The organism is Streptomyces canarius, from assembly GCF_014650735.1.
Taxonomy (GTDB): domain Bacteria; phylum Actinomycetota; class Actinomycetes; order Streptomycetales; family Streptomycetaceae; genus Streptomyces; species Streptomyces olivaceoviridis.
Genome location: NZ_BMVN01000003.1, coordinates 32,763 through 50,535, shown reverse-complemented (window position 1 = coordinate 50,535; position 17,773 = coordinate 32,763). Strand labels below are relative to the sequence as shown.

The 17,773-nt window shown below is 72.8% G+C and carries 13 protein-coding genes; 1 reads left to right on the top strand and 12 read right to left on the bottom strand.

Going from position 1 to position 17,773, the window contains the following annotated elements:
• Window positions 1-81: 81 nt before the first annotated feature.
• The 4 genes from hemW to lepA form a co-directional block, all read right to left on the bottom strand.
• Window positions 82-1,314: a radical SAM family heme chaperone HemW gene (gene hemW / locus IE294_RS04875; RefSeq protein ID WP_189882607.1), complete on the bottom strand. Its 1,233-nt coding sequence runs from the start codon at window positions 1,312-1,314 to the stop codon at window positions 82-84.
• Window positions 1,315-1,341: 27 nt separating this feature from the next.
• Window positions 1,342-3,162, bottom strand: a complete 1,821-nt coding sequence (locus IE294_RS04870; protein WP_229917041.1) for a SpoIIE family protein phosphatase — start codon at window positions 3,160-3,162, stop codon at window positions 1,342-1,344.
• Between the two features lie 201 nt (window positions 3,163-3,363).
• The gene (locus tag IE294_RS04865) at window positions 3,364-5,238 is read right to left on the bottom strand and encodes an AMP-dependent synthetase/ligase (protein ID WP_189882605.1); all 1,875 of its coding nucleotides are present in this window, start codon (window positions 5,236-5,238) and stop codon (window positions 3,364-3,366) included.
• A gap of 285 nt (window positions 5,239-5,523) precedes the next feature.
• Window positions 5,524-7,398, bottom strand: a complete 1,875-nt coding sequence (lepA, locus tag IE294_RS04860; RefSeq protein WP_189882603.1) for a translation elongation factor 4 — start codon at window positions 7,396-7,398, stop codon at window positions 5,524-5,526.
• 225 nt (window positions 7,399-7,623) lie between these two features.
• Here lepA and rpsT point away from each other — a divergent pair, with 225 nt between their 5' ends.
• Window positions 7,624-7,890 (top strand): 30S ribosomal protein S20, encoded by a 267-nt coding sequence (rpsT, locus tag IE294_RS04855; protein ID WP_189813295.1) that lies wholly within the window; start codon window positions 7,624-7,626, stop codon window positions 7,888-7,890.
• A gap of 369 nt (window positions 7,891-8,259) precedes the next feature.
• On the opposite strand, the gene holA is transcribed toward rpsT, so the two are convergent.
• The 8 genes from holA to IE294_RS04815 form a co-directional block, all read right to left on the bottom strand.
• Entirely contained in the window at window positions 8,260-9,249 is a 990-nt protein-coding gene (gene holA, locus IE294_RS04850) for a DNA polymerase III subunit delta (protein WP_059261617.1), read from the bottom strand.
• A 123-nt stretch (window positions 9,250-9,372) separates the two neighbouring features.
• Window positions 9,373-9,618 carry a hypothetical protein gene (locus IE294_RS04845; protein ID WP_189882601.1) on the bottom strand — a complete coding sequence of 82 codons (246 nt, stop codon included), beginning with the start codon at window positions 9,616-9,618 and terminating at the stop codon, window positions 9,373-9,375.
• Between the two features lie 242 nt (window positions 9,619-9,860).
• Window positions 9,861-10,742 carry a YceI family protein gene (locus IE294_RS04840; protein ID WP_189882599.1) on the bottom strand — a complete coding sequence of 294 codons (882 nt, stop codon included), beginning with the start codon at window positions 10,740-10,742 and terminating at the stop codon, window positions 9,861-9,863.
• Window positions 10,743-10,875: 133 nt separating this feature from the next.
• The gene (locus IE294_RS04835) at window positions 10,876-11,703 is read right to left on the bottom strand and encodes an arylamine N-acetyltransferase family protein (protein ID WP_189882597.1); all 828 of its coding nucleotides are present in this window, start codon (window positions 11,701-11,703) and stop codon (window positions 10,876-10,878) included.
• Between the two features lie 163 nt (window positions 11,704-11,866).
• Window positions 11,867-14,689 carry a ComEC/Rec2 family competence protein gene (locus tag IE294_RS04830; protein ID WP_229917018.1) on the bottom strand — a complete coding sequence of 941 codons (2,823 nt, stop codon included), beginning with the start codon at window positions 14,687-14,689 and terminating at the stop codon, window positions 11,867-11,869.
• Window positions 14,686-15,867: a ComEA family DNA-binding protein gene (locus tag IE294_RS04825; RefSeq protein ID WP_189882595.1), complete on the bottom strand. Its 1,182-nt coding sequence runs from the start codon at window positions 15,865-15,867 to the stop codon at window positions 14,686-14,688. Before IE294_RS04825 ends, IE294_RS04830 begins: the two co-directional genes overlap by 4 nt.
• Window positions 15,868-16,019: 152 nt before the next feature.
• Window positions 16,020-16,865, bottom strand: a complete 846-nt coding sequence (locus IE294_RS04820) for a DegV family protein (protein ID WP_189882593.1) — start codon at window positions 16,863-16,865, stop codon at window positions 16,020-16,022.
• 72 nt (window positions 16,866-16,937) lie between these two features.
• Window positions 16,938-17,675: a hypothetical protein gene (locus tag IE294_RS04815; protein ID WP_189882591.1), complete on the bottom strand. Its 738-nt coding sequence runs from the start codon at window positions 17,673-17,675 to the stop codon at window positions 16,938-16,940.
• Window positions 17,676-17,773 lie beyond the last annotated feature (98 nt).

Genomic DNA, 17,773 nt, shown 5'->3' with positions numbered 1-17,773 from the left:
CGCCGCGTCCTGTCGGCGGCAGCCTACGAACCAGGTTAGGGACCGAACCGGCGTTCCGGGGGGATCCACCCGCCGGGGTGATCAGTCCACCAGGTCCCGCACCACCGCGTCCGCCAGCAGCCGCCCCCGCAGGGTCAGCGCGGCCCGCCCCTCCTGGTACGGCCCCTCCTGGAGGAGCCCGTCCGCCAGCGCGCGCCGGGACGCCGCGAGCCCCTCCTCCTTCAGCAGGGACAGCGGGACCCCTTCCCGCAGCCGCAGCTCCAGGAGGACGCGCTCCACGCGCCGGTCCTCGCCGGACAGCAGTTCCCGGCCCGCTCCCGGCGACTTCCCCGACGCCAGCGCCGCCGCGTACGCGCCCGGGTGCTTGACGTTCCACCAGCGGACCCCGCCCACGTGCGAGTGTGCGCCCGGCCCGGCGCCCCACCAGTCGGCGCCCCGCCAGTACAGCTCGTTGTGCAGGCAGCGGCCCGCCTCGGAGGTGGCCCAGTTGGAGACCTCGTACCAGTCGAAGCCCGCCTGGCCGAGCATCTCCTCGGCGATCAGGTACCGGTCGGCGTGGACGTCGTCGTCGGTCATCGGGATCTCGCCCCGGCGGATGCGGCGGGCGAGCTGGGTGCCCTCCTCCACGATGAGCGCGTAGGCGCTGATGTGGTCGGGTCCGGCGCCCAGGGCGGCCTCCAGGGACGCCCGCCAGTCGTCGTCGCTCTCCCCCGGCGTGCCGTAGATCAGGTCGAGGTTCACATGGTCGAAGCCCGCCGCCCTGGCCTCCGCCACGCACGCCTCCGGGCGGCCCGGGGTGTGCGTCCGGTCGAGCACGCGCAGCACGTGCCGCTTCGCGCTCTGCATGCCGAAGGAGATCCGGTTGAAGCCGCCCTCGCGGAGGGTGGCGAGGTACGCGGGGTCGACGGACTCCGGGTTCGCCTCCGTCGTGATCTCCGCGTCCGGCGCCAGCCCGAACTCGTCCCGGATCGCCCCCAGCATCCGTACGAGATCGTCGGCGGCCAGCAGCGTCGGCGTACCGCCGCCGACGAAGACCGTACGGACCTCGCGCGGGTCGTCGCCCAGCACCTTCCGGGCCAGCCGGATCTCGTCGGCCAGCGTGTCCGCGTAGTTGTCGCGGGAGGCCAGCACCCCGCCCGTGCCGCGCAGCTCGGTCGCGGTGTAGGTGTTGAAGTCGCAGTAGCCGCAGCGGGTCGCGCAGTACGGGACGTGCAGGTAGAAACCGAGCGGGCGGGCGGCGGCCCCGGCGAGCGCGTGCGCGGGCAGCGCGCCGTCGGCGGGGACGGGCTCGCCGTCGGGGAGTGCGGAAGGCATGCCTTCCATTGTCCAGCACCGTGGGCGTTACTCCGCCTGGAGCACCAGCAGGGCCAGGTCGTCCTCGGGCAGGCCGCCGCCGAAGTCGTGGACCAGGCGGCGGATCCTTTCAGCGATGAGCTCGGCGCCGAGCCCGGCGCAGCCGGACAGGGCGCGGGCGAGGCCGTCGCCGTCGTCGAACTGGCGGGTGCCGGAGCGCCGCTCGGTCACGCCGTCGGTGACGCAGAGCAGGCTGTCGCCGGGGCGCAGGTCCAGGGTCTCGCTGGTGTAGGTCTCGTCCTCGACCACACCGAGCAGGGTCTGCGGGCGGGCGGCGGTGCGCACGGTGCCGTCGGGGCTGAGGACGAGCGGCAGCGGGTGGCCGGCGGAGGCGAGGGTGCAGCGGACCCCGCCGTCGTACGGGGTCAGCTCGCCGTAGAGGAGGGAGAGGAAGCGGGTCTGCGGGCCCTCCCCGGTGGCCAGCGGCCGTCCGCCGACGGCGACCAGGGCGCGGGCGGCGGCGTCGGCGGCCTCGGTGGCGTCGTCCAGGAGGAGCTGGTTGAGGCGGTCCAGGACGTCCGCGACCCGGTAGCCCTCACGGGCCAGCAGGCGCAGCCAGGGGCGGGCGAGGCCGATCACCACGGCGGCCTCCGGGCCCTTGCCCTGGACGTCGCCGACCGCGAAGCACCAGCGGCCGTCGCCCGCCGGGAACAGGTCGTAGAAGTCGCCGCTGGGGCCGCCCTTGTCGCAGGGCTCGTAGACCAGCGCGCTGCGCACGCCGGGGATCTCGGCGACGGCGCCGGGCAGCAGACCGCGCTGGAGGACGGCGCTGATGGTGGCCTGGCGGGCGTACTGGCGGGCCGCGCCGATGGCCAGGGCCACCCTGCGGCTGAGGTCCTCCACCAGCCCGGTGATCTCGTGCGGGAAGCCCGTCGGCCCGCACCGGCCGATGACCAGCGTGCCGAGCGGCCGGCCGCCCGCGATGAGCCGGTACGACAGCGCCGTCCCGTCGGCGCCCTGCGGGCCGAGCGCGTGGCCGGGCCAGGGGTAGGCGTCGGGGCCGGAGCGCAGCCCGCCCGGCGGGCACGGCGGCTCCTTCTCCAGGGCGCACCGCAGCTCCTCGATGCGGGCCTCGCTGGCGTGCCAGACCCGGGCGGGTCCGCCGCCGGCACCGCCGCGGACGGTCGCCTCGTCCTCCAGCCAGACCGCGCACCAGTCGGCGAGCCGGGGCACGATCAGCTGGCCGGTGAGCGCGGCGACCAGGTTCTCGTCCAGTTGTCCGGCGAGCAGGTCGGAGGCCTCGGCGAGGAAGGACAGGGCGCCCCGGCCGAGCCAGTCCCGGTCGCCGTCGGCGCGGTGCGGCTGCGGGGCGAGGTCCTCGGCGACCTCCAGGGCGGGGTCGGGGGCGGGTCCGTCCAGGGCCTCGCTGCCGCCCGGTGGCAGACGCGCCCAGACGGTCTTGGCGCCGGTGCGGTAGGTGACGCCCCAGGACTCGGCGAGCGTGGCGACGAGGCGCAGGCCGCGCCCGTACTCGGGGGTGTCGTACGGCCCCTCGCCGCTCGTGGCGTCCCGCGGGGCGCGGGACGGGTGCTGGTCGCGCACCTCGACGACGAGCGCGCCGGTGTCCTCCAGCTGCCACTCGACCTGCACCTCGGTGCCGGCGTGCACGACGGCGTTGGTGACCAGCTCGCTGACGACGGCCATGGCGTCGTCGGCGAGCCGCGCGCAGACCCCGGGCATCCCGTCCAGCGCGGCCCGCACGAGCGCGCGGGCCGAGCCCGGGGCGAGGGGGCTCCCGGGCAGCGTGGCCCGCCCCCGCGTCTCACCGGGCTGGACGCCGCTCTCCCGTTGCGTGGGTATGGCCGCCATATCCATGCGGTCAGGGTGACAGACGGGGGGCGCCCATAAGCACCGAGTCACGGAAGTGACCAGAAGACGGAACGTTTCGGGCGCGGGTGAGCATGAAAAGGGGCGCGGAACGCGTCACTGTGCGGCTCCACCACGTGGGCGCGAACCACCACGCCGCACTCGCAGCCGCGGGCGGTCCCGAGCCACCCCTCCGAGACCGCGCTACGCCTCCCTGGCCCCCGTGTACATCTCCTCGATGAGGTGCTTGTACTCCCGCTCCACCACCGGCCGCTTCAGCTTCAGGCTCGGCGTGATCTCCCCGTGCTCCACGTCGAGGTCCCGCGGCAGCAGGCGGAACTTCTTGATGGTCTGCCAGCGCTGGAGCCCGGCGTTGAGCTCCCGCACATACCCGTCGACCATCTCCACCGTCTGCGGTGCGGCGACGATCTCGGCGTACGACTTCCCCTCCAGCCCGTTCTCCTTCGCCCACTCCTGGATCGCGATCTCGTCCAGGGCGATGAGGGCGGTGCAGTAGTTCCGGTCGGCGCCGTGCACGAGGATGTTGGAGACGTACGGGCACACCGCCTTGAACTGCCCCTCCACCTCCGCCGGGGCGACGTACTTGCCGCCGGACGTCTTGATGAGGTCCTTCTTGCGGTCGGTGATGCGCAGGTAGCCGTCGGGCGACAGCTCGCCGATGTCCCCGGTGTGGAACCAGCCGTCGGACTCCAGCACCTCGGCGGTCTTCTCGGGCAGCTTGTGGTAGCCCTCCATGACGCCGGGGCCGCGCAGCAGGATCTCGCCGTCGTCGGCGATGCGGACCTCGGTGCCGGGCAGCGGCTTGCCGACCGTGCCCGTGCGGTAGGCCTCGCCGGGGTTGACGAAGGAGGCCGCGGAGGTCTCGGTGAGGCCGTAGCCCTCCAGGATGTGGATGCCGGCGCCGGCGAAGAAGTAGCCGATCTCCGGGGAGAGCGCGGAGGCGCCGGAGACGCAGGCCCGCAGCCGGCCGCCGAAGGCCTCGCGGAGCTTGCCGTAGACGAGGCCGTCGGCGACCTTGTGCTTGGCGGCGAGCCCGAACGGCACGGAGGCGGTGCCGGTGCGCCGGAAGTTGTCCTGGCTGGCCTTGGCGTACTCGCGGGCGACCTCGGCCGCCCACTGGAAGATCTTGTACTTGGCCGCGCCGCCCTCGCGGGCCTTGGCCGCGACGCCGTTGTAGACCTTCTCGAAGATGCGCGGCACGGCCGCCATGTACGTCGGCCGCACCACCGGCAGGTTCTCGATGATCTTGTCGACCCGGCCGTCCACGGCGGTGACGTGCCCGACCTCGATCTGTCCGGAGGTGAGCACCTTGCCGAAGACGTGCGCGAGCGGCAGCCACAGGTACTGCACGTCGTCCATGGTCACCAGGCCGGTCGCGGCGATGGCCCTCGCCATGTAGGCCCAGTTGTCGTGCGGCAGCCGCACGCCCTTGGGGCGGCCGGTGGTGCCGGAGGTGTAGATGAGGGTGGCGAGCTGGTCCTTGGTGATCACGCCGACCCGCTCCTTGATCAACTGGGGGTGCTGCTCCAGACAGGCGGCGCCGCGCTGCTCCAGATCGGCGAGGGTGATCACCCAGTCGTCCGTCTCCACGCCGGCCGGGTCGAGGACGACGACCTTCGTCAGGTCCGGCAGCTCGGCGCGCTTCTCGGCGGCCTTGGCGAGCTGGGCCGCGTCCTCGGCGATCAGCACCCGGCTCTGGGAGTCGGAGAGGATGAACGCGGACTCGTCGGCGTTGGTCTGCGGGTAGACGGTGGTGGTGGCACCGCCGGCGCACATGATGCCGAGGTCGGCGAGGATCCACTCGACGCGGGTGGAGGAGGCGAGCGCCACCCGCTGCTCGGGCTCGACCCCCAGGTCGATGAGCCCGGCCGCGATCGCGTACACCCGGTCGGCCGCCTGCGCCCAGCTGAGTGACTGCCAGTCGTCGGGGCCCTGCCCGGCGGACGGCGGGACGGGGTAGCGGTAGGCCTCGGCGTCGGGTGTCGCCGCCACGCGCTCCAGGAAGAGGGCCGCCACGGACGGCGGACGGTTCTCGATCAGGGTCTGTGTGTCGCTCACGACATCCTCCGGGGCCCGCGACGGTGCGGCTGGCTCGGTGCGGCTGGGTTGACTCACGTGACTCGGTGCGGCTGGGTTAACTCACGGTGGGGTTCCGGGCTTGTTTAACTCACGAGTAACTATCGAGCAGGGATCAGGGTAAGGGGCGACCGCCCGCTGCGTAAGGGGCCCCGGCCTGTCACTTTCCACTCAGAGCGACGTTACGCACGCGTAGGGGCCCGCCGCACTTTCGCACGACGGGCCCCACATGCCCGGTTTACGGGCGTCACCGGTTGTTACCTCTGGTTACTTCTTGCCCTTGGCCGACCCCGCACTGTCATCGCTGGACAGCACGGCGATGAAGGCCTCCTGCGGAACTTCCACGGAACCCACCATCTTCATCCGCTTCTTGCCTTCCTTCTGCTTCTCCAGCAGCTTCCGCTTACGGGAGATGTCACCGCCGTAGCACTTGGCGAGGACGTCCTTGCGGATGGCGCGGATGGTCTCGCGGGCGATCACCCGGGAGCCGATGGCGGCCTGCACCGGCACCTCGAAGTTCTGCCGCGGGATCAGCTCCTTGAGCTTGGCGACGAGCCGCACGCCGTACGCGTACGCCTGGTCCTTGTGGGTGATCGCCGAGAACGCGTCCACCTTGTCGCCGTGCAGCAGGATGTCGACCTTGACGAGGCTGCTCGACTGCTCGCCCGTGGGCTCGTAGTCCAGCGAGGCGTACCCGCGCGTCTTGGACTTCAGCTGGTCGAAGAAGTCGAAGACGATCTCCGCGAGCGGGAGCGTGTAGCGGATCTCGACCCGGTCCTCGGAGAGGTAGTCCATGCCGAGCAGCGTGCCGCGCCGGGTCTGGCACAGCTCCATGATCGCGCCGATGAACTCGGTGGGCGCCAGGATCGTCGCCCGCACGACCGGCTCGTACACCTCGGCGATCTTCCCCTCGGGGAACTCGCTCGGGTTGGTGACGGTGGCCTCGGTGCCGTCCTCCATGATCACGCGGTAGACCACGTTGGGGGCGGTGGCGATCAGGTCGAGGCCGAACTCCCGCTCCAGCCGCTCCCGGATCACGTCCAGGTGCAGCAGGCCGAGGAAGCCGACGCGGAAACCGAAGCCGAGGGCGGCGGAGGTCTCCGGCTCGTAGACCAGCGCCGCGTCGTTGAGCTGGAGCTTGTCCAGCGCCTCGCGCAGCTCCGGGTAGTCGGAGCCGTCCAGCGGATACAGACCCGAGAAGACCATCGGCTTCGGGTCCTTGTAACCGCCGAGCGCCTCCGTCGCGCCCTTGTGCTGGCTGGTGACGGTGTCACCGACCTTCGACTGCCGGACGTCCTTCACACCGGTGATGAGGTAACCCACCTCACCCACGCCCAGGCCGTCCGCCGGCAGCATCTCCGGCGAGTTGACGCCGATCTCCAGCAGCTCGTGCGTGGCGCCGGTCGACATCATCCTGATGCGCTCGCGCCTGTTGAGCTGGCCGTCGATGACACGGACGTAGGTCACGACACCCCGGTAGGAGTCGTAGACCGAGTCGAAGATCATCGCGCGGGCGGGGGCGTCGGCGACCCCGACCGGTGCCGGGATCTCCTTGACGACCTTGTTCAGCAGCGCGTCCACGCCGAGCCCGGTCTTCGCGGAGACCTTGAGCACGTCCTCCGGGTCACAGCCGACGAGGTTCGCCAGTTCCTCGGCGAACTTCTCCGGCTGGGCGGCCGGCAGGTCGATCTTGTTCAGCACCGGGATGATCGTGAGGTCGTTCTCCATCGCCAGGTAGAGGTTGGCGAGGGTCTGCGCCTCGATGCCCTGGGCGGCGTCGACGAGGAGGATGGTCCCCTCGCAGGCGGCGAGCGACCGCGAGACCTCGTAGGTGAAGTCGACGTGCCCCGGGGTGTCGATCATGTTGAGGATGTGGGTCGTTCCCTGGTCGGGGCCCTCGGTCGGGGCCCAGGGCAGACGCACCGCCTGGGACTTGATCGTGATGCCGCGCTCGCGCTCGATGTCCATCCGGTCGAGGTACTGAGCACGCATCTGCCGCTGCTCGACCACACCGGTCAGCTGGAGCATCCGGTCGGCGAGAGTGGACTTGCCGTGGTCGATGTGCGCGATGATGCAGAAGTTGCGGATCAGAGCCGGGGCGGTACGGCTCGGCTCGGGCACATGGTTAGGGGTCGCGGGCACGCAGGGTCCTGTCTCTTGAGGCGCCTTATGCCTCGGGTCGGATCGTTACGTAGTCTCCATGGTCCCACGCGGAGGGACCGGGGGCCGTTTTGGGCCGTCCGGAGGGCCACTGGTACTGTAGATGGCTGTGCCTCATGCCCTCTCAGCGCGAGGCACGACAGGTAATTTTGGATCACCGGTACGGGACCCCCGCGGCCCCGCGCCTGAACCTGAAAAGGCTCCTTCGTGGCGAACATCAAGTCCCAGATCAAGCGGATCAAGACCAACGAGAAGGCTCGGCTGCGCAACAAGGCCGTCAAGTCCTCCCTGAAGACCGCGATCCGCAAGGCCCGTGAGGCCGCTGCCGCGGGTGACACCGAGAAGGCCACCGAGCTTCAGCGCGCTGCCGCGCGTGCGCTCGACAAGGCCGTCTCGAAGGGCGTCATCCACAAGAACCAGGCCGCCAACAAGAAGTCGGCGCTTGCTTCCAAGGTCGCGTCCATCAAGGGCTGAACCCCTTTCTGATCTGACCGCCGGAAGGACCCAGAGCGGGCCCTCTCTCATCCGCTCCCGTCCGGCATCCCGAGCCTGTTCGCGGCCTGCGTTCGCCACGCGGGAACGGGCTCACCAGCTTGAACCGAGGACCCCGGTCCCCTCGCCCTTCCCCAGGGCCGGGGCCGGGGTTTTCGCTTGCCTGGGAGTCGGCTTCTTGTGCCGGGGCGAGGTCGGCCCGGGGGGGGTCGGGTCGGTCGGGTGTTCAGGGCGTTGGTGTTCAGGGCGTTGATGTTCGGGGCGTTCGGGCGCCCGGGGCGTTCAGGGTGCAGCCCATGGGTTGGCTGTCCCTCCCCGCGCCCCCCTTCCCGGGCTCGGTCCCGGCGGTGTCTATCCGCGTCCGCGGGAGCGGGCGGCGCGGGCGATCGTCACGACCGCCTTCTCCAACGCGTACTCGGGATCGTCCCCGCCTCCCTTCACACCGGCGTCCGCCTCGGCGACCGCCCTGAGCGCCACCGCGACCCCGTCCGGCGTCCAGCCCCGCATCTGCTGCCGTACCCGGTCGATCTTCCACGGCGGCATGCCCAGCTCGCGCGCCAGATCGGCCGGCCGGCCGCCCCGGGCCGAGGACAGCTTCCCGATCGCCCGCACGCCCTGCGCCAGCGCACTGGTGATCATCACCGGCGCCACGCCCGTCGCCAGCGACCATCTGAGTGCCTCCAGCGCCTCCGCCGTCCGGCCCTCCACGGCCCGGTCGGCGACCGTGAAGCTGGACGCCTCGGCACGCCCGGTGTAGTACCGCCTGACGACCGCCTCGTCGATCGTCCCTTCCACGTCGGCGACCAACTGCGAGACCGCCGAGGCCAGCTCCCGCAGATCGCTCCCGATGGCGTCGCAGAGCGTCTGGCACGCCTCGGGCGTGGCCGACCGTCCCGACGAACGGAACTCCCCCCGCACGAAGGCCAGCCGGTCCGCAGGCTTGGTCATCTTCGGGCAGGCCACCTCCCGCGCCCCCGCCTTGCGCGCGGCGTCCAGCAGCCCTTTGCCCTTGGCGCCGCCGGCGTGCAGCAGCACCAGCGTGATCTCCTCGGCGGGCGAACCGAGGTACGCCTTCACGTCCTTGACCGTGTCGGCGGACAGGTCCTGCGCGTTGCGTACGACCACGACCTTGCGCTCGGCGAAGAGCGACGGGCTGGTCAGCTCGGCGAGTGTGCCGGGCTGTAGCTGGTCCGGGGTCAGGTCACGTACGTCCGTGTCGGCGTCGGCGGCCTTGGCGGCGGCCACCACCTCCTGCACGGCACGGTCGAGCAGGAGGTCCTCCTGGCCCACGGCGAGGGTCACCGGGGCGAGAGGGTCGTCATTCGCAGTCTTCCTGGCCATCGCTTACAGCATCCCACGCGGCACTGACACCGAAGCGCTCCCGGCACCCTGACCGGTCCCGGAGCGGACCCTGAGTGCGGCTCGGGGACCGGCCCCGACGCGAGCGCCGCGCCGGGCTCGCGGTCACGGCTCCTCGCGCCAGCCGTCCCACTCCCCCGCGAACGCGTCCAGCGCGGCGGGGTCGAGCCGCTCGCTCTCGTCCCGCAGCACCACCAGCCACTGGGCGTCCTCGGCGTCGTCCTCGCCGGCCAGGGCGTCCCGGACCAGCCGGGGCTCCTCGTCGATCCCGAACCGCTCCCCGAGCGCCTCGGCCGCCTCCTCGGCGGCGTCGCGGTCGGGCAGCACCAGCACATGTCTCACATCACTCACGGGGCCATTCTCCGGCACCGGGGGTGAGGCGAAGGGGCAGGTCAGTCCCGGGGAGCGAGACGTACGACGAGGCTTCAAAAGCACGTTCCATGCCTCGGCCACTCGGCCCCTCGGCACGTTCCGCACGTCAGCCCTTCGGCCCGATCCGCATGCCAGTCCCTCGGCCCGCCGCACCTCGGCTCCTCGGCCCGCTCCCCGCCTCGGTCCAGTCCGCATATCAGCCACACGGCCCGCTCCGCACCTCAGCCCTTCGGCACGATCTGCACGTCGAGGTCGACCCGGATGCTCGGTCCGACCACCGCGATGCCCCTGGCCAGCATGGACTGCCAGCTGACCGTGAAGTCGTCCCGGTGCAGCTCGGTGGTGGCCCGGCAGGCGGCCCGCACCTCGCCCTCCATGCCGTTGCCGAGCCCGAGGTACTCGGTGTCGAGCGTGACCGTGCGGGTCACACCGTGCAACGACAGCGCCCCCGTGACCGCCCACCGGCTGCCGCCCTTGTGCACGAACCGGTCACCGTAGAACTCCAGCGTGGGGAACCGCCGCACGTCCAGGAAGTCCCCCGACCGCAGATGGTCGTCGCGCATCCGGACCCCCGTGTCGATGGACGCCGCGTCGATCACGACGTGCATCGCCGACCGTTCCACCCGCTCGGCGATCCGGACCACCCCGGCGAACGAGTTGAACCGCCCGTGGATCCGGGCCAGCCCGATGTGCCGGGCGGTGAAGCCGATCGAGGAGTGCACGGGCTCGATCTCCCAGTCACCCGGCGCCGGCGGTTCCGGCGGATGGGCCACCTGCAAGGTCACATCGCCCAGCGAGGCGAGGGAGTTCTCGCCGACCAGCGCGATGGCCCGGTACGGCGCGTAGCCCTCCGCCGACACCGCCAGCCGGTACTCCCCTGCCGGCACCGTGGCCAGGAACGAACCGTAGGGGTCCGTACCACCGGTCACCACCCTGCGGCCCATGGGATCGCTGACCGCCAACTCGGCCCCTCCGACCGGCTCGTTGACCGGGTCGACCACCCGGCAGCTGAGCACTCCGGCCTCCGGCGGTGTCCGGACCGCCGCCAGGGGACTCATCCGTTGTATCCGGTTCGTCCGGTTACCCAGCCAGCGGCCGAACATCTACGACACCCCTGTACGCCTCGACATCATCTGTTGCCGAAGATCCATTCGATCACCGATGCGGCTTTCGAGGCAACACGGCCCACATCACGGGAATCCAGCACATGCGCCGGAACTGAGCGGAATCAGCCCTTCAGGCCGAAGTGCGCACCGTCGGCAGACAGCTCAACTCGATACCGAAACGCTCCCGGTAGAGCGTCAGCACCTCCTCGTCCGTCTCCAGCTCCCGTGTCTCCTGCGTGCCGTCCACGGTGGTCGTCCTCAGGCTGCGCCCGCTGAGCGTGATCCTCCCTCCGTCCTCCGTGAGCCGCGAACAGACCAGCGACCGGGTGAAGTGCGACCGCGGCGACGTGCTGTGCCACCAGGCGCCGGCCGCGAAGTCCCCGAGCGCCCTGGGGCGGGTCTCCAGCCGGTACTGCGGCTTGCCGTCCCGCACGACCTCCAGGTCCCCGGTGCCCGGCGCGGCACCACCACGCACCCCGGCCGGGTCCGGCCCCGCCTCCACCACCCGGAACCTGCCACCGGGGTCGTCCTGCTCCCCGCGTTCCGCATAGGCGAGCGGACAGTGGCTGTGCGCCCCGAACCCGACGTCGGCGAGCCAGGTGTCCCCGTCCGCCGCCCGCACCCGCAGCGCCAGGTGGTCGTACGGGATCCCGAGCCGCCCCTCGTCGCCGTACACGCGTCCCGCGAGCAGTTCGACCTCGTAACCGAGGGAGGTGAGCAACGTCCCGAACGCGCCGTTCAGTTCGTAGCAGAAGCCGCCCCGCCGGGCCTCGGTCACCTTGTCCAGCAGCCGCTTCTCCTCCAGGGTGATCTCCTCTCCGAGGTGGACCGACAGGTTCTCGAAGGGAACGGTCCGCAGATGGCGCAGGTGCAACTCGCGCAGCGCCTCGCTGGTGGGCCGCGGTGGGCGCGCGAGGCCGAGTCGGCGGAGATAGGCGTCGATCTGTACCGAGGTCATGGGCCCAGTCTGCTCCAGCCCTTACCCGCCCTCACCGGGCCGGGCTTCTCACCCTTCTCTCGCAGCCGGCCCTTCTCCTCCCCTTCTCTCTGGGCCGGCCCTTTCTCGTGCTCGCCGGCCGTCCCCGGTCGTCTCCGGCCTCTCCCGGCGTCTCCCTTCATCGTCAGTCCTCTCTCACCACCCCCATCCGTCCACCCCTCCCTCCGGCCCCGGTGACGGCGAGCGCCCCGTCCCGGTCGGTGCGCAGGACCACCGCGCCGCCGGCCCGCAGCGCGGCCGTGGTCGTCGGGGCCGGGTGACCATAGGGGTTGCCTGTACCGGCGGACACCAGCGCCACCCGGGGCGCCGCGAGGCGCAACAGCTCCGGCTCCTGATAGGCCGAGCCGTGATGGGCCACCTTCAGGACGTCCACTCCGGCCAGGTCCGCCGCCGCCGGGGACCGCACCAGCGCCTGCTGGGCCGGGGGTTCCAGATCCCCGAGCAACAGCAGCCGCAGCCCGCCCGTGCGCACGAGCAGTGCGACGCTGGCGTCGTTCGGACCCTCCGGCTCCCACCCGGTCCCCGCGCCCTGTCCTACCGGGGGCACGCGCGGGCTCCGTGACGGCGATGGCGCTTGCGATGGCGGCGGTAGCGATGGCGGTGGCGGTGGCCACAGCACCCGCCAGGTGAGCGGTCCGGTGCGCCGCTCCTCTCCCGCGACGGCGGTCGTGACCGGGATGTGCCGCTCGGCCGCCTCTCTTCGGACGAACTCCGCCTGATCCGCGGGCTCCGCGAACGCCGTGGTCTCGATCGCGGCCACCTCGCGGCCCCGCAGGACGCCGGGCAGGCCCGCCACATGGTCGGCGTGGAAGTGGGTGAGGACGAGGAGGGGAACACGAGTGACGCCCAGCCGTCGCAGGCAGTCGTCGACCAGTGCCGAATCGGGTCCGGCGTCCACCACCACGCCGGCACCCTCGCCCGCCGCCAACACGGTCGCGTCGCCCTGCCCGACATCGCACATCGCGAACCGCCAGCCCGGTGGCGGCCAGCCCGTGATCACCCGGGTCAGCGGCGCCGGCCGCGTGACCAGCAGCACGAGCAGCACCGCGAGCAGCCCGCACCACGCCGGGTGCCGCAGCAGTCTCCGGCCGGCCAGGACGACGGCCACGGTGACCACCGCCAGCGCCAGTGCGCCCCGCCAGTTCCCGGGCCAGTCCACTCCCGCGCCCGGCAGCGCCGCCCCGGTCCGGGCGACGCCGGCGATCCACCGCGCCGGCCAACTCGCGCACCAGGCCGACAGCTTGGCCACCGGCATCGCCACCGGCGCCGCCGCGAGCGCCGCGAACCCCAGGACCGTCGCCGGTGCCACCGCCACCTCGGCCAGCAGATTGCACGGCACCGCCACCAGGCTCACCCGGGCCGACAGCACCGCCACGACGGGCGCGCACACGGCCTGCGCTGCGGCGGCGGTCGCCAGTGCCTCGGCGAGCCGCGGGGGCACGCCACGCCGCCGCAACGCCTCGCTCCAGCCCGGCGCCAGCACCAGCAGCGCACCGGTGGCCAGCACGGACAGCAGGAAGCCGTAACTGCGGGCCAGCCACGGGTCGTACAGCACCAGCAGCAGGACGGCCGTGGCCAATGCCGGCACCAGTGATCTACGGCGTCCGGTGGCCAGGGCGAGCAGCGCGACCGCGCCGCAGGCGGCGGCCCGCAGCACACTGGGTTCGGGCCGGCAGACGACCACGAAGCCCAGTGTCAGCGCCCCCGCGAGCAGGGCCGTCGCCCGCAGGGAGAGCCCCAGGCGTGGCGCCAGGCCGCGACGCTCGGCCCGTTGGGCCAGGCCGGGCGGGCCGATGAGCAACGCGAGCAGGACGGTGAGGTTGCTGCCGGAGACGGCGAGCGTGTGCGCCAGGTCCGTCTCCTCGAAGGCGTGGTCCAGCTCGGGCGTGATCCGCGAGGTGTCCCCGACGACCAGCCCCGGCAGCAGCGCCCGCGCGTCTCCCGGCAGGTCTTCGGTCGCGTCCCGCAGGCCGGCTCGGAGCCGACCCGCCCAACGTTGTGGCCCGCTCGGCCCGGCCACGGTCCGCGGCTCCGGACGGCCGCGCACCCGTAGCACGGCCGCGATCCGGTCACCGCCCGTCAGTGCAGGCGCCAGCCGCCCGGCCACCCGCAGCCGCGTGGACGGCAGCAGCCCGAGCCAGGCGGCCCGCCCGGCCGGCACGCTCTGTCCGGCGCGGTCCGGTGGCGGCCCGGATCTCCGGCCTCCCGCGGCACTCTCCTCCGGTGCCGGGACATCCGGGTCGACGATCAACAGCACGGGCGTTCGCGTCCGCGCACGTCTTCCGTCGGCCTCCTCGACGTCGCGCACCTCGGCCCGGGCCAGCACCGCCGCGGGTGCGGCGTGATCACCGCGCACGTGTGGCCTGCTCAGCCAGGGATCGCCGCTCACCTCGACCTCGGCGGTCACGGTCGCGTACCGCCGGGCCAGCTCCGGCACCGGCCCACGACGCACATCGGCCCCGTGCAGCCCGGCGGAGGCGGCTGCCGCGGCGACACAGAGCAACACCGCGGCGACGGCGGCACGCGCCCATCCGAACCGGGCACGCACCCACCGGACCCGCTCCGCCCAGCAAGCCCTCTCCGCACAGCGGCCCTGCCCCGTCACCGCCGTCCCTGTCACCGCCGTCCCTGTCGACACCGTTCCCGTCGACGCCGTCCGCCGAGCAGCGACCGCGTCATCGGCCGGCGGACCCGTCTCAGTCCGTCCGGCCCCGCCCGCCCCTCCCGGCCGCCGCACCGACAGCAGGAGCACCCCGCCGACCAGGCAGACGGCGGCGGTCACCGCGGCCCAGGCCCCCGGCGCGTCCACGGTCAGGGCCGCCGTGGCCCAGGCCGCGAGTGCGGGCGGTACCAGACGCAGGTCCATGGGACCGCTCCGGTCGGTGCGCGGGGTGCCGTCCCGCTCGGGCTCGGAGCGCGGGCCGGTCCCGTCGAGCACGCGGCTCATGGCCGTACCAGATCGCGCAGATCGGTGAATCGGCGGTCGCCGATGCCGTTGACCTCGCGCAGTTCGTCCACCGAGCGGAAACCGCCGTGCTGGGTGCGGTAGTCGACGATGTGCTGGGCCAGTACCGGGCCGACCCCGGGCAGGGTGTCGAGCTGGTCCACCGTGGCCGTGTTCAGGGAGACCGGCGCCGGCGGGCCCGTGCCGGTGGATCCGGTGAGCGACCCTCCTGCCGGGGCGGGCGGAGCGGCGGCGCCGGCGGGGATGCCGACAACGACCTGTTCGCCGTCGACCAGGAAGCGGGCGCGGTTCAGTCCTTCCGTGCTCACGCCCGGCCGGACCCCGCCCGCCGCCCGCAGCGCGTCGGCCACCCGGGCGCCGGCCGGCAGCCGCCGGATTCCCGGCTCCCGGACCTTGCCGCTGATGTCCACGACGATCTCCGGGCCCGGTGTCGCCGACGTGCCCGTGGCCGGTCCGGCGGTCGCTCCCCCACCCTTCTTGGTGAAGGGCGCCTGGGCACGCACCACCTGAGGGGCGCTCACCTGCTGGGGCCGGCCTGCCCAGAAGTGCTGCACGGCGAACACAGCGGCGGCCACGAGCACCACGGCGAGCGCCACGGCTCCCCGCCGCTCCACTCCGTAGCGGGCCTGGAGCCACACCGGCATCCGCTCGCGCAGCGCCAGCCCCGCCCGCTCCCGCCGACCCGGCGCGGCCCCGGACTCCTCCGACACCGGCTTCGATTCCGACACCGATTCCGACACCGGCTCCGGCTCCGGCTCCGGCTCCGGCTCCGGCAACCGCACCCCACCACCCGGTTCAGGCGCGGCGACAGTCGCCGCCCGCTCCCGGTTCCCGCCCGACACCGACGTGGTCGCGGTCACCGTCCGCCTGGAACCCGAACGCGGACTCAGGGCGGGTGCCAGGCCCGTCACCGTTGCCGTCGGTGTGTCCCCGGAGCCGTCCCGGACCGGCGGCGCGTTCCCCGACTCCCGCCACTGCGCGGCCCGTTCCCCGAAGAGGAGTTCCGCTCGGCGGCGCAGTTCCTCCGCCGGTGCGGACGGGCGACGGCGGGCATGGCGGCGGCCGGTGGGGCGGCGCTGCCGGACGCGGCCGTCGGAGGCGGGGGCACGGCCGGGGCCGCTGGTCGCGGTAGCTGTGCGTGAGCGAGATCGAAGTGCCATGCGACGAGGATGGGGCATTCCGCCCGACCTCGATGATCTTGGTGAATTCCCGTGGACAACCGCCCGGTTGTGGACAACTCCGCCACTCACACGGGTGAAGCCGGACGGCCCTCGGCCTCACCGGGAACAGGCCGTACCCGGGACCACCGTTGTCAGCGGGGCGAGACGACCGCGCCCAGCAGTCCGGGCCCGGTGTGCGCTCCGATCACCGCTCCGACCTCGCTGACATGCAGGTCGGCCAGGCCCGGCAGGCGCGCGCGCAGCCGGTCGGCGAGGGCGGCGGCGCGGTCGGGGGCGGCGAGATGGTGGACGGCGATGTCGACCTCGGCGCTGCCCGCCCGCTCGGCGGCCAGTTCCTCCAGGCGCGCGATCGCCCTGGACGCCGTACGGACCTTTTCGAGCAGGTCGATGCGGCCGGCGTCCAGCTGGAGCAGGGGTTTGACCGCGAGCGCGGAGCCCAGCAGTGCCTGCGCGGCACCGATACGGCCACCGCGGCGCAGATAGTCGAGGGTGTCGACGTAGAAGAAGGCGGAGGTGCCGTCGGCGCGCTTCTCGGCGGCCGTGACGGCCTCGTCCACCGTGCCGCCCGCTTCCGCGACCTGGGCCGCGGCGAGCGCGCAGAAGCCGAGCGCCATCGCGACCATTCCGGTGTCCACCACCCGCACGGGCACCGGTGCCTCGCGCGCCGCGAGGACCGCCGCGTCGTAGGTGCCGGACAGTTCGGCGGACAGGTGCAGGGAGACGATGCCGCACGCGCCGGACTCGGCGACCTTGCGGTAGGTCTCCGCGAACACCTGGGGGCTGGGGCGGGAGGTGGTGACGGGGCGTCGCTTCTGAAGTGCCTGGGCCAGGGAGCGGGTCGAGATCTCGGTGCCCTCTTCCAGGGCCTGGTCGCCGAGGACCACGGTCAGCGGGACCGCGGTGATGCCGTGACGCTCCATCGCCCGGGGCGGCAGGTAGGCCGTGGAATCGGTGACGATCGCGACATGGCGGGACATGAGCTGGAGGTTACCTGGCGTAGTGCTCCCTCGGCAGCCCGGCCCCTGTCCCGCGGTCCGGGTGCGGCTCGCTCAGGTGGTGCTCTCGGGGCGGGGCTTCTTCTGCCACGGTGCGGTGGGGCGCCATGACGGCGGGGCGATCGCCTCGGGGGCGGGCTCCTCGGCGGCGGGGGCCCCGGGCGCCTTCGGCCAGGTCTGTTCGGCGGCCCGGCCGTCGGCGGTGGCGGGTGCGTCGGGCCACGGCGGGGGTGCCTGGCCGGGCTCGGCCCGCGTCCAGTGGCGCAGGGCGTCCGCTTCGATGTCGATCTGTGCGCTGAGGGTGCCCAGGTCGTCGTCGGCGAAGCGGCGGGCCCGGTCGCGGACGGCCCAGCGCAGGGAGTCCGCGGACTTGGTGATCCGCTCGGTGCGGCTGCGCAGTTCGGGCAGGCGCGCGGTGAGCGTGGCCCGGTCCGGCTCGGACTCCAGACGCTTGAGGTCGGCGTCCAGCTCGTGTCCGTGTGCGCTGAGCCGTTCGAAGAGGCCGAGGGACTCCTTCAGCGACTCGTCCTCTGCCACGCCCGCGTGCAGCGCGTCCTGGGTGGCGCGCATGGACGTGCGCAGCGCGAGCCGCAGCTGGGCGATCTCGCCGGCGGGTCCGATCTGTGCGAAGGACTTGGCGCGCAGGGTGTGGTCCTCGACGGTGCGGCGGGCCTGCGCGATGGTCCGGTCCACACCGCGCTTGGCGGCGCCGACCGCCTTGAGCGTGGCGTACGCGCCCAGGGCGACGAACAGCAGGAAGAGCAGGGCGAACACGGTCAGCACGACTTCCATGACGCTCCTCCTCCGGTCGGCACGGCACAAGCCGCTGTGCTCTCCACGGTAAACGCAACGGGCAGGCCCGGAGTTCCGCGAGAACCCCGAACCTGCCC

What these genes read in the sequence shown, in the direction of transcription:
- hemW (WP_189882607.1), bottom strand. Translation starts at nt 1,314, where the DNA reads ATGCCTTCCGCACTCCCCGACGGCGAGCCCGTCCCCGCCGACGGCGCG.
- IE294_RS04870 (WP_229917041.1), bottom strand. Translation starts at nt 3,162, where the DNA reads ATGGCGGCCATACCCACGCAACGGGAGAGCGGCGTCCAGCCCGGTGAG.
- holA (WP_059261617.1), bottom strand. Translation starts at nt 9,249, where the DNA reads ATGGCCAGGAAGACTGCGAATGACGACCCTCTCGCCCCGGTGACCCTC.
- IE294_RS04840 (WP_189882599.1), bottom strand. Translation starts at nt 10,742, where the DNA reads ATGTTCGGCCGCTGGCTGGGTAACCGGACGAACCGGATACAACGGATG.
- IE294_RS04835 (WP_189882597.1), bottom strand. Translation starts at nt 11,703, where the DNA reads ATGACCTCGGTACAGATCGACGCCTATCTCCGCCGACTCGGCCTCGCG.
- IE294_RS04830 (WP_229917018.1), bottom strand. Translation starts at nt 14,689, where the DNA reads ATGAGCCGCGTGCTCGACGGGACCGGCCCGCGCTCCGAGCCCGAGCGG.
- IE294_RS04825 (WP_189882595.1), bottom strand. Translation starts at nt 15,867, where the DNA reads ATGGCACTTCGATCTCGCTCACGCACAGCTACCGCGACCAGCGGCCCC.
- IE294_RS04820 (WP_189882593.1), bottom strand. Translation starts at nt 16,865, where the DNA reads ATGTCCCGCCATGTCGCGATCGTCACCGATTCCACGGCCTACCTGCCG.
- IE294_RS04815 (WP_189882591.1), bottom strand. Translation starts at nt 17,675, where the DNA reads ATGGAAGTCGTGCTGACCGTGTTCGCCCTGCTCTTCCTGCTGTTCGTC.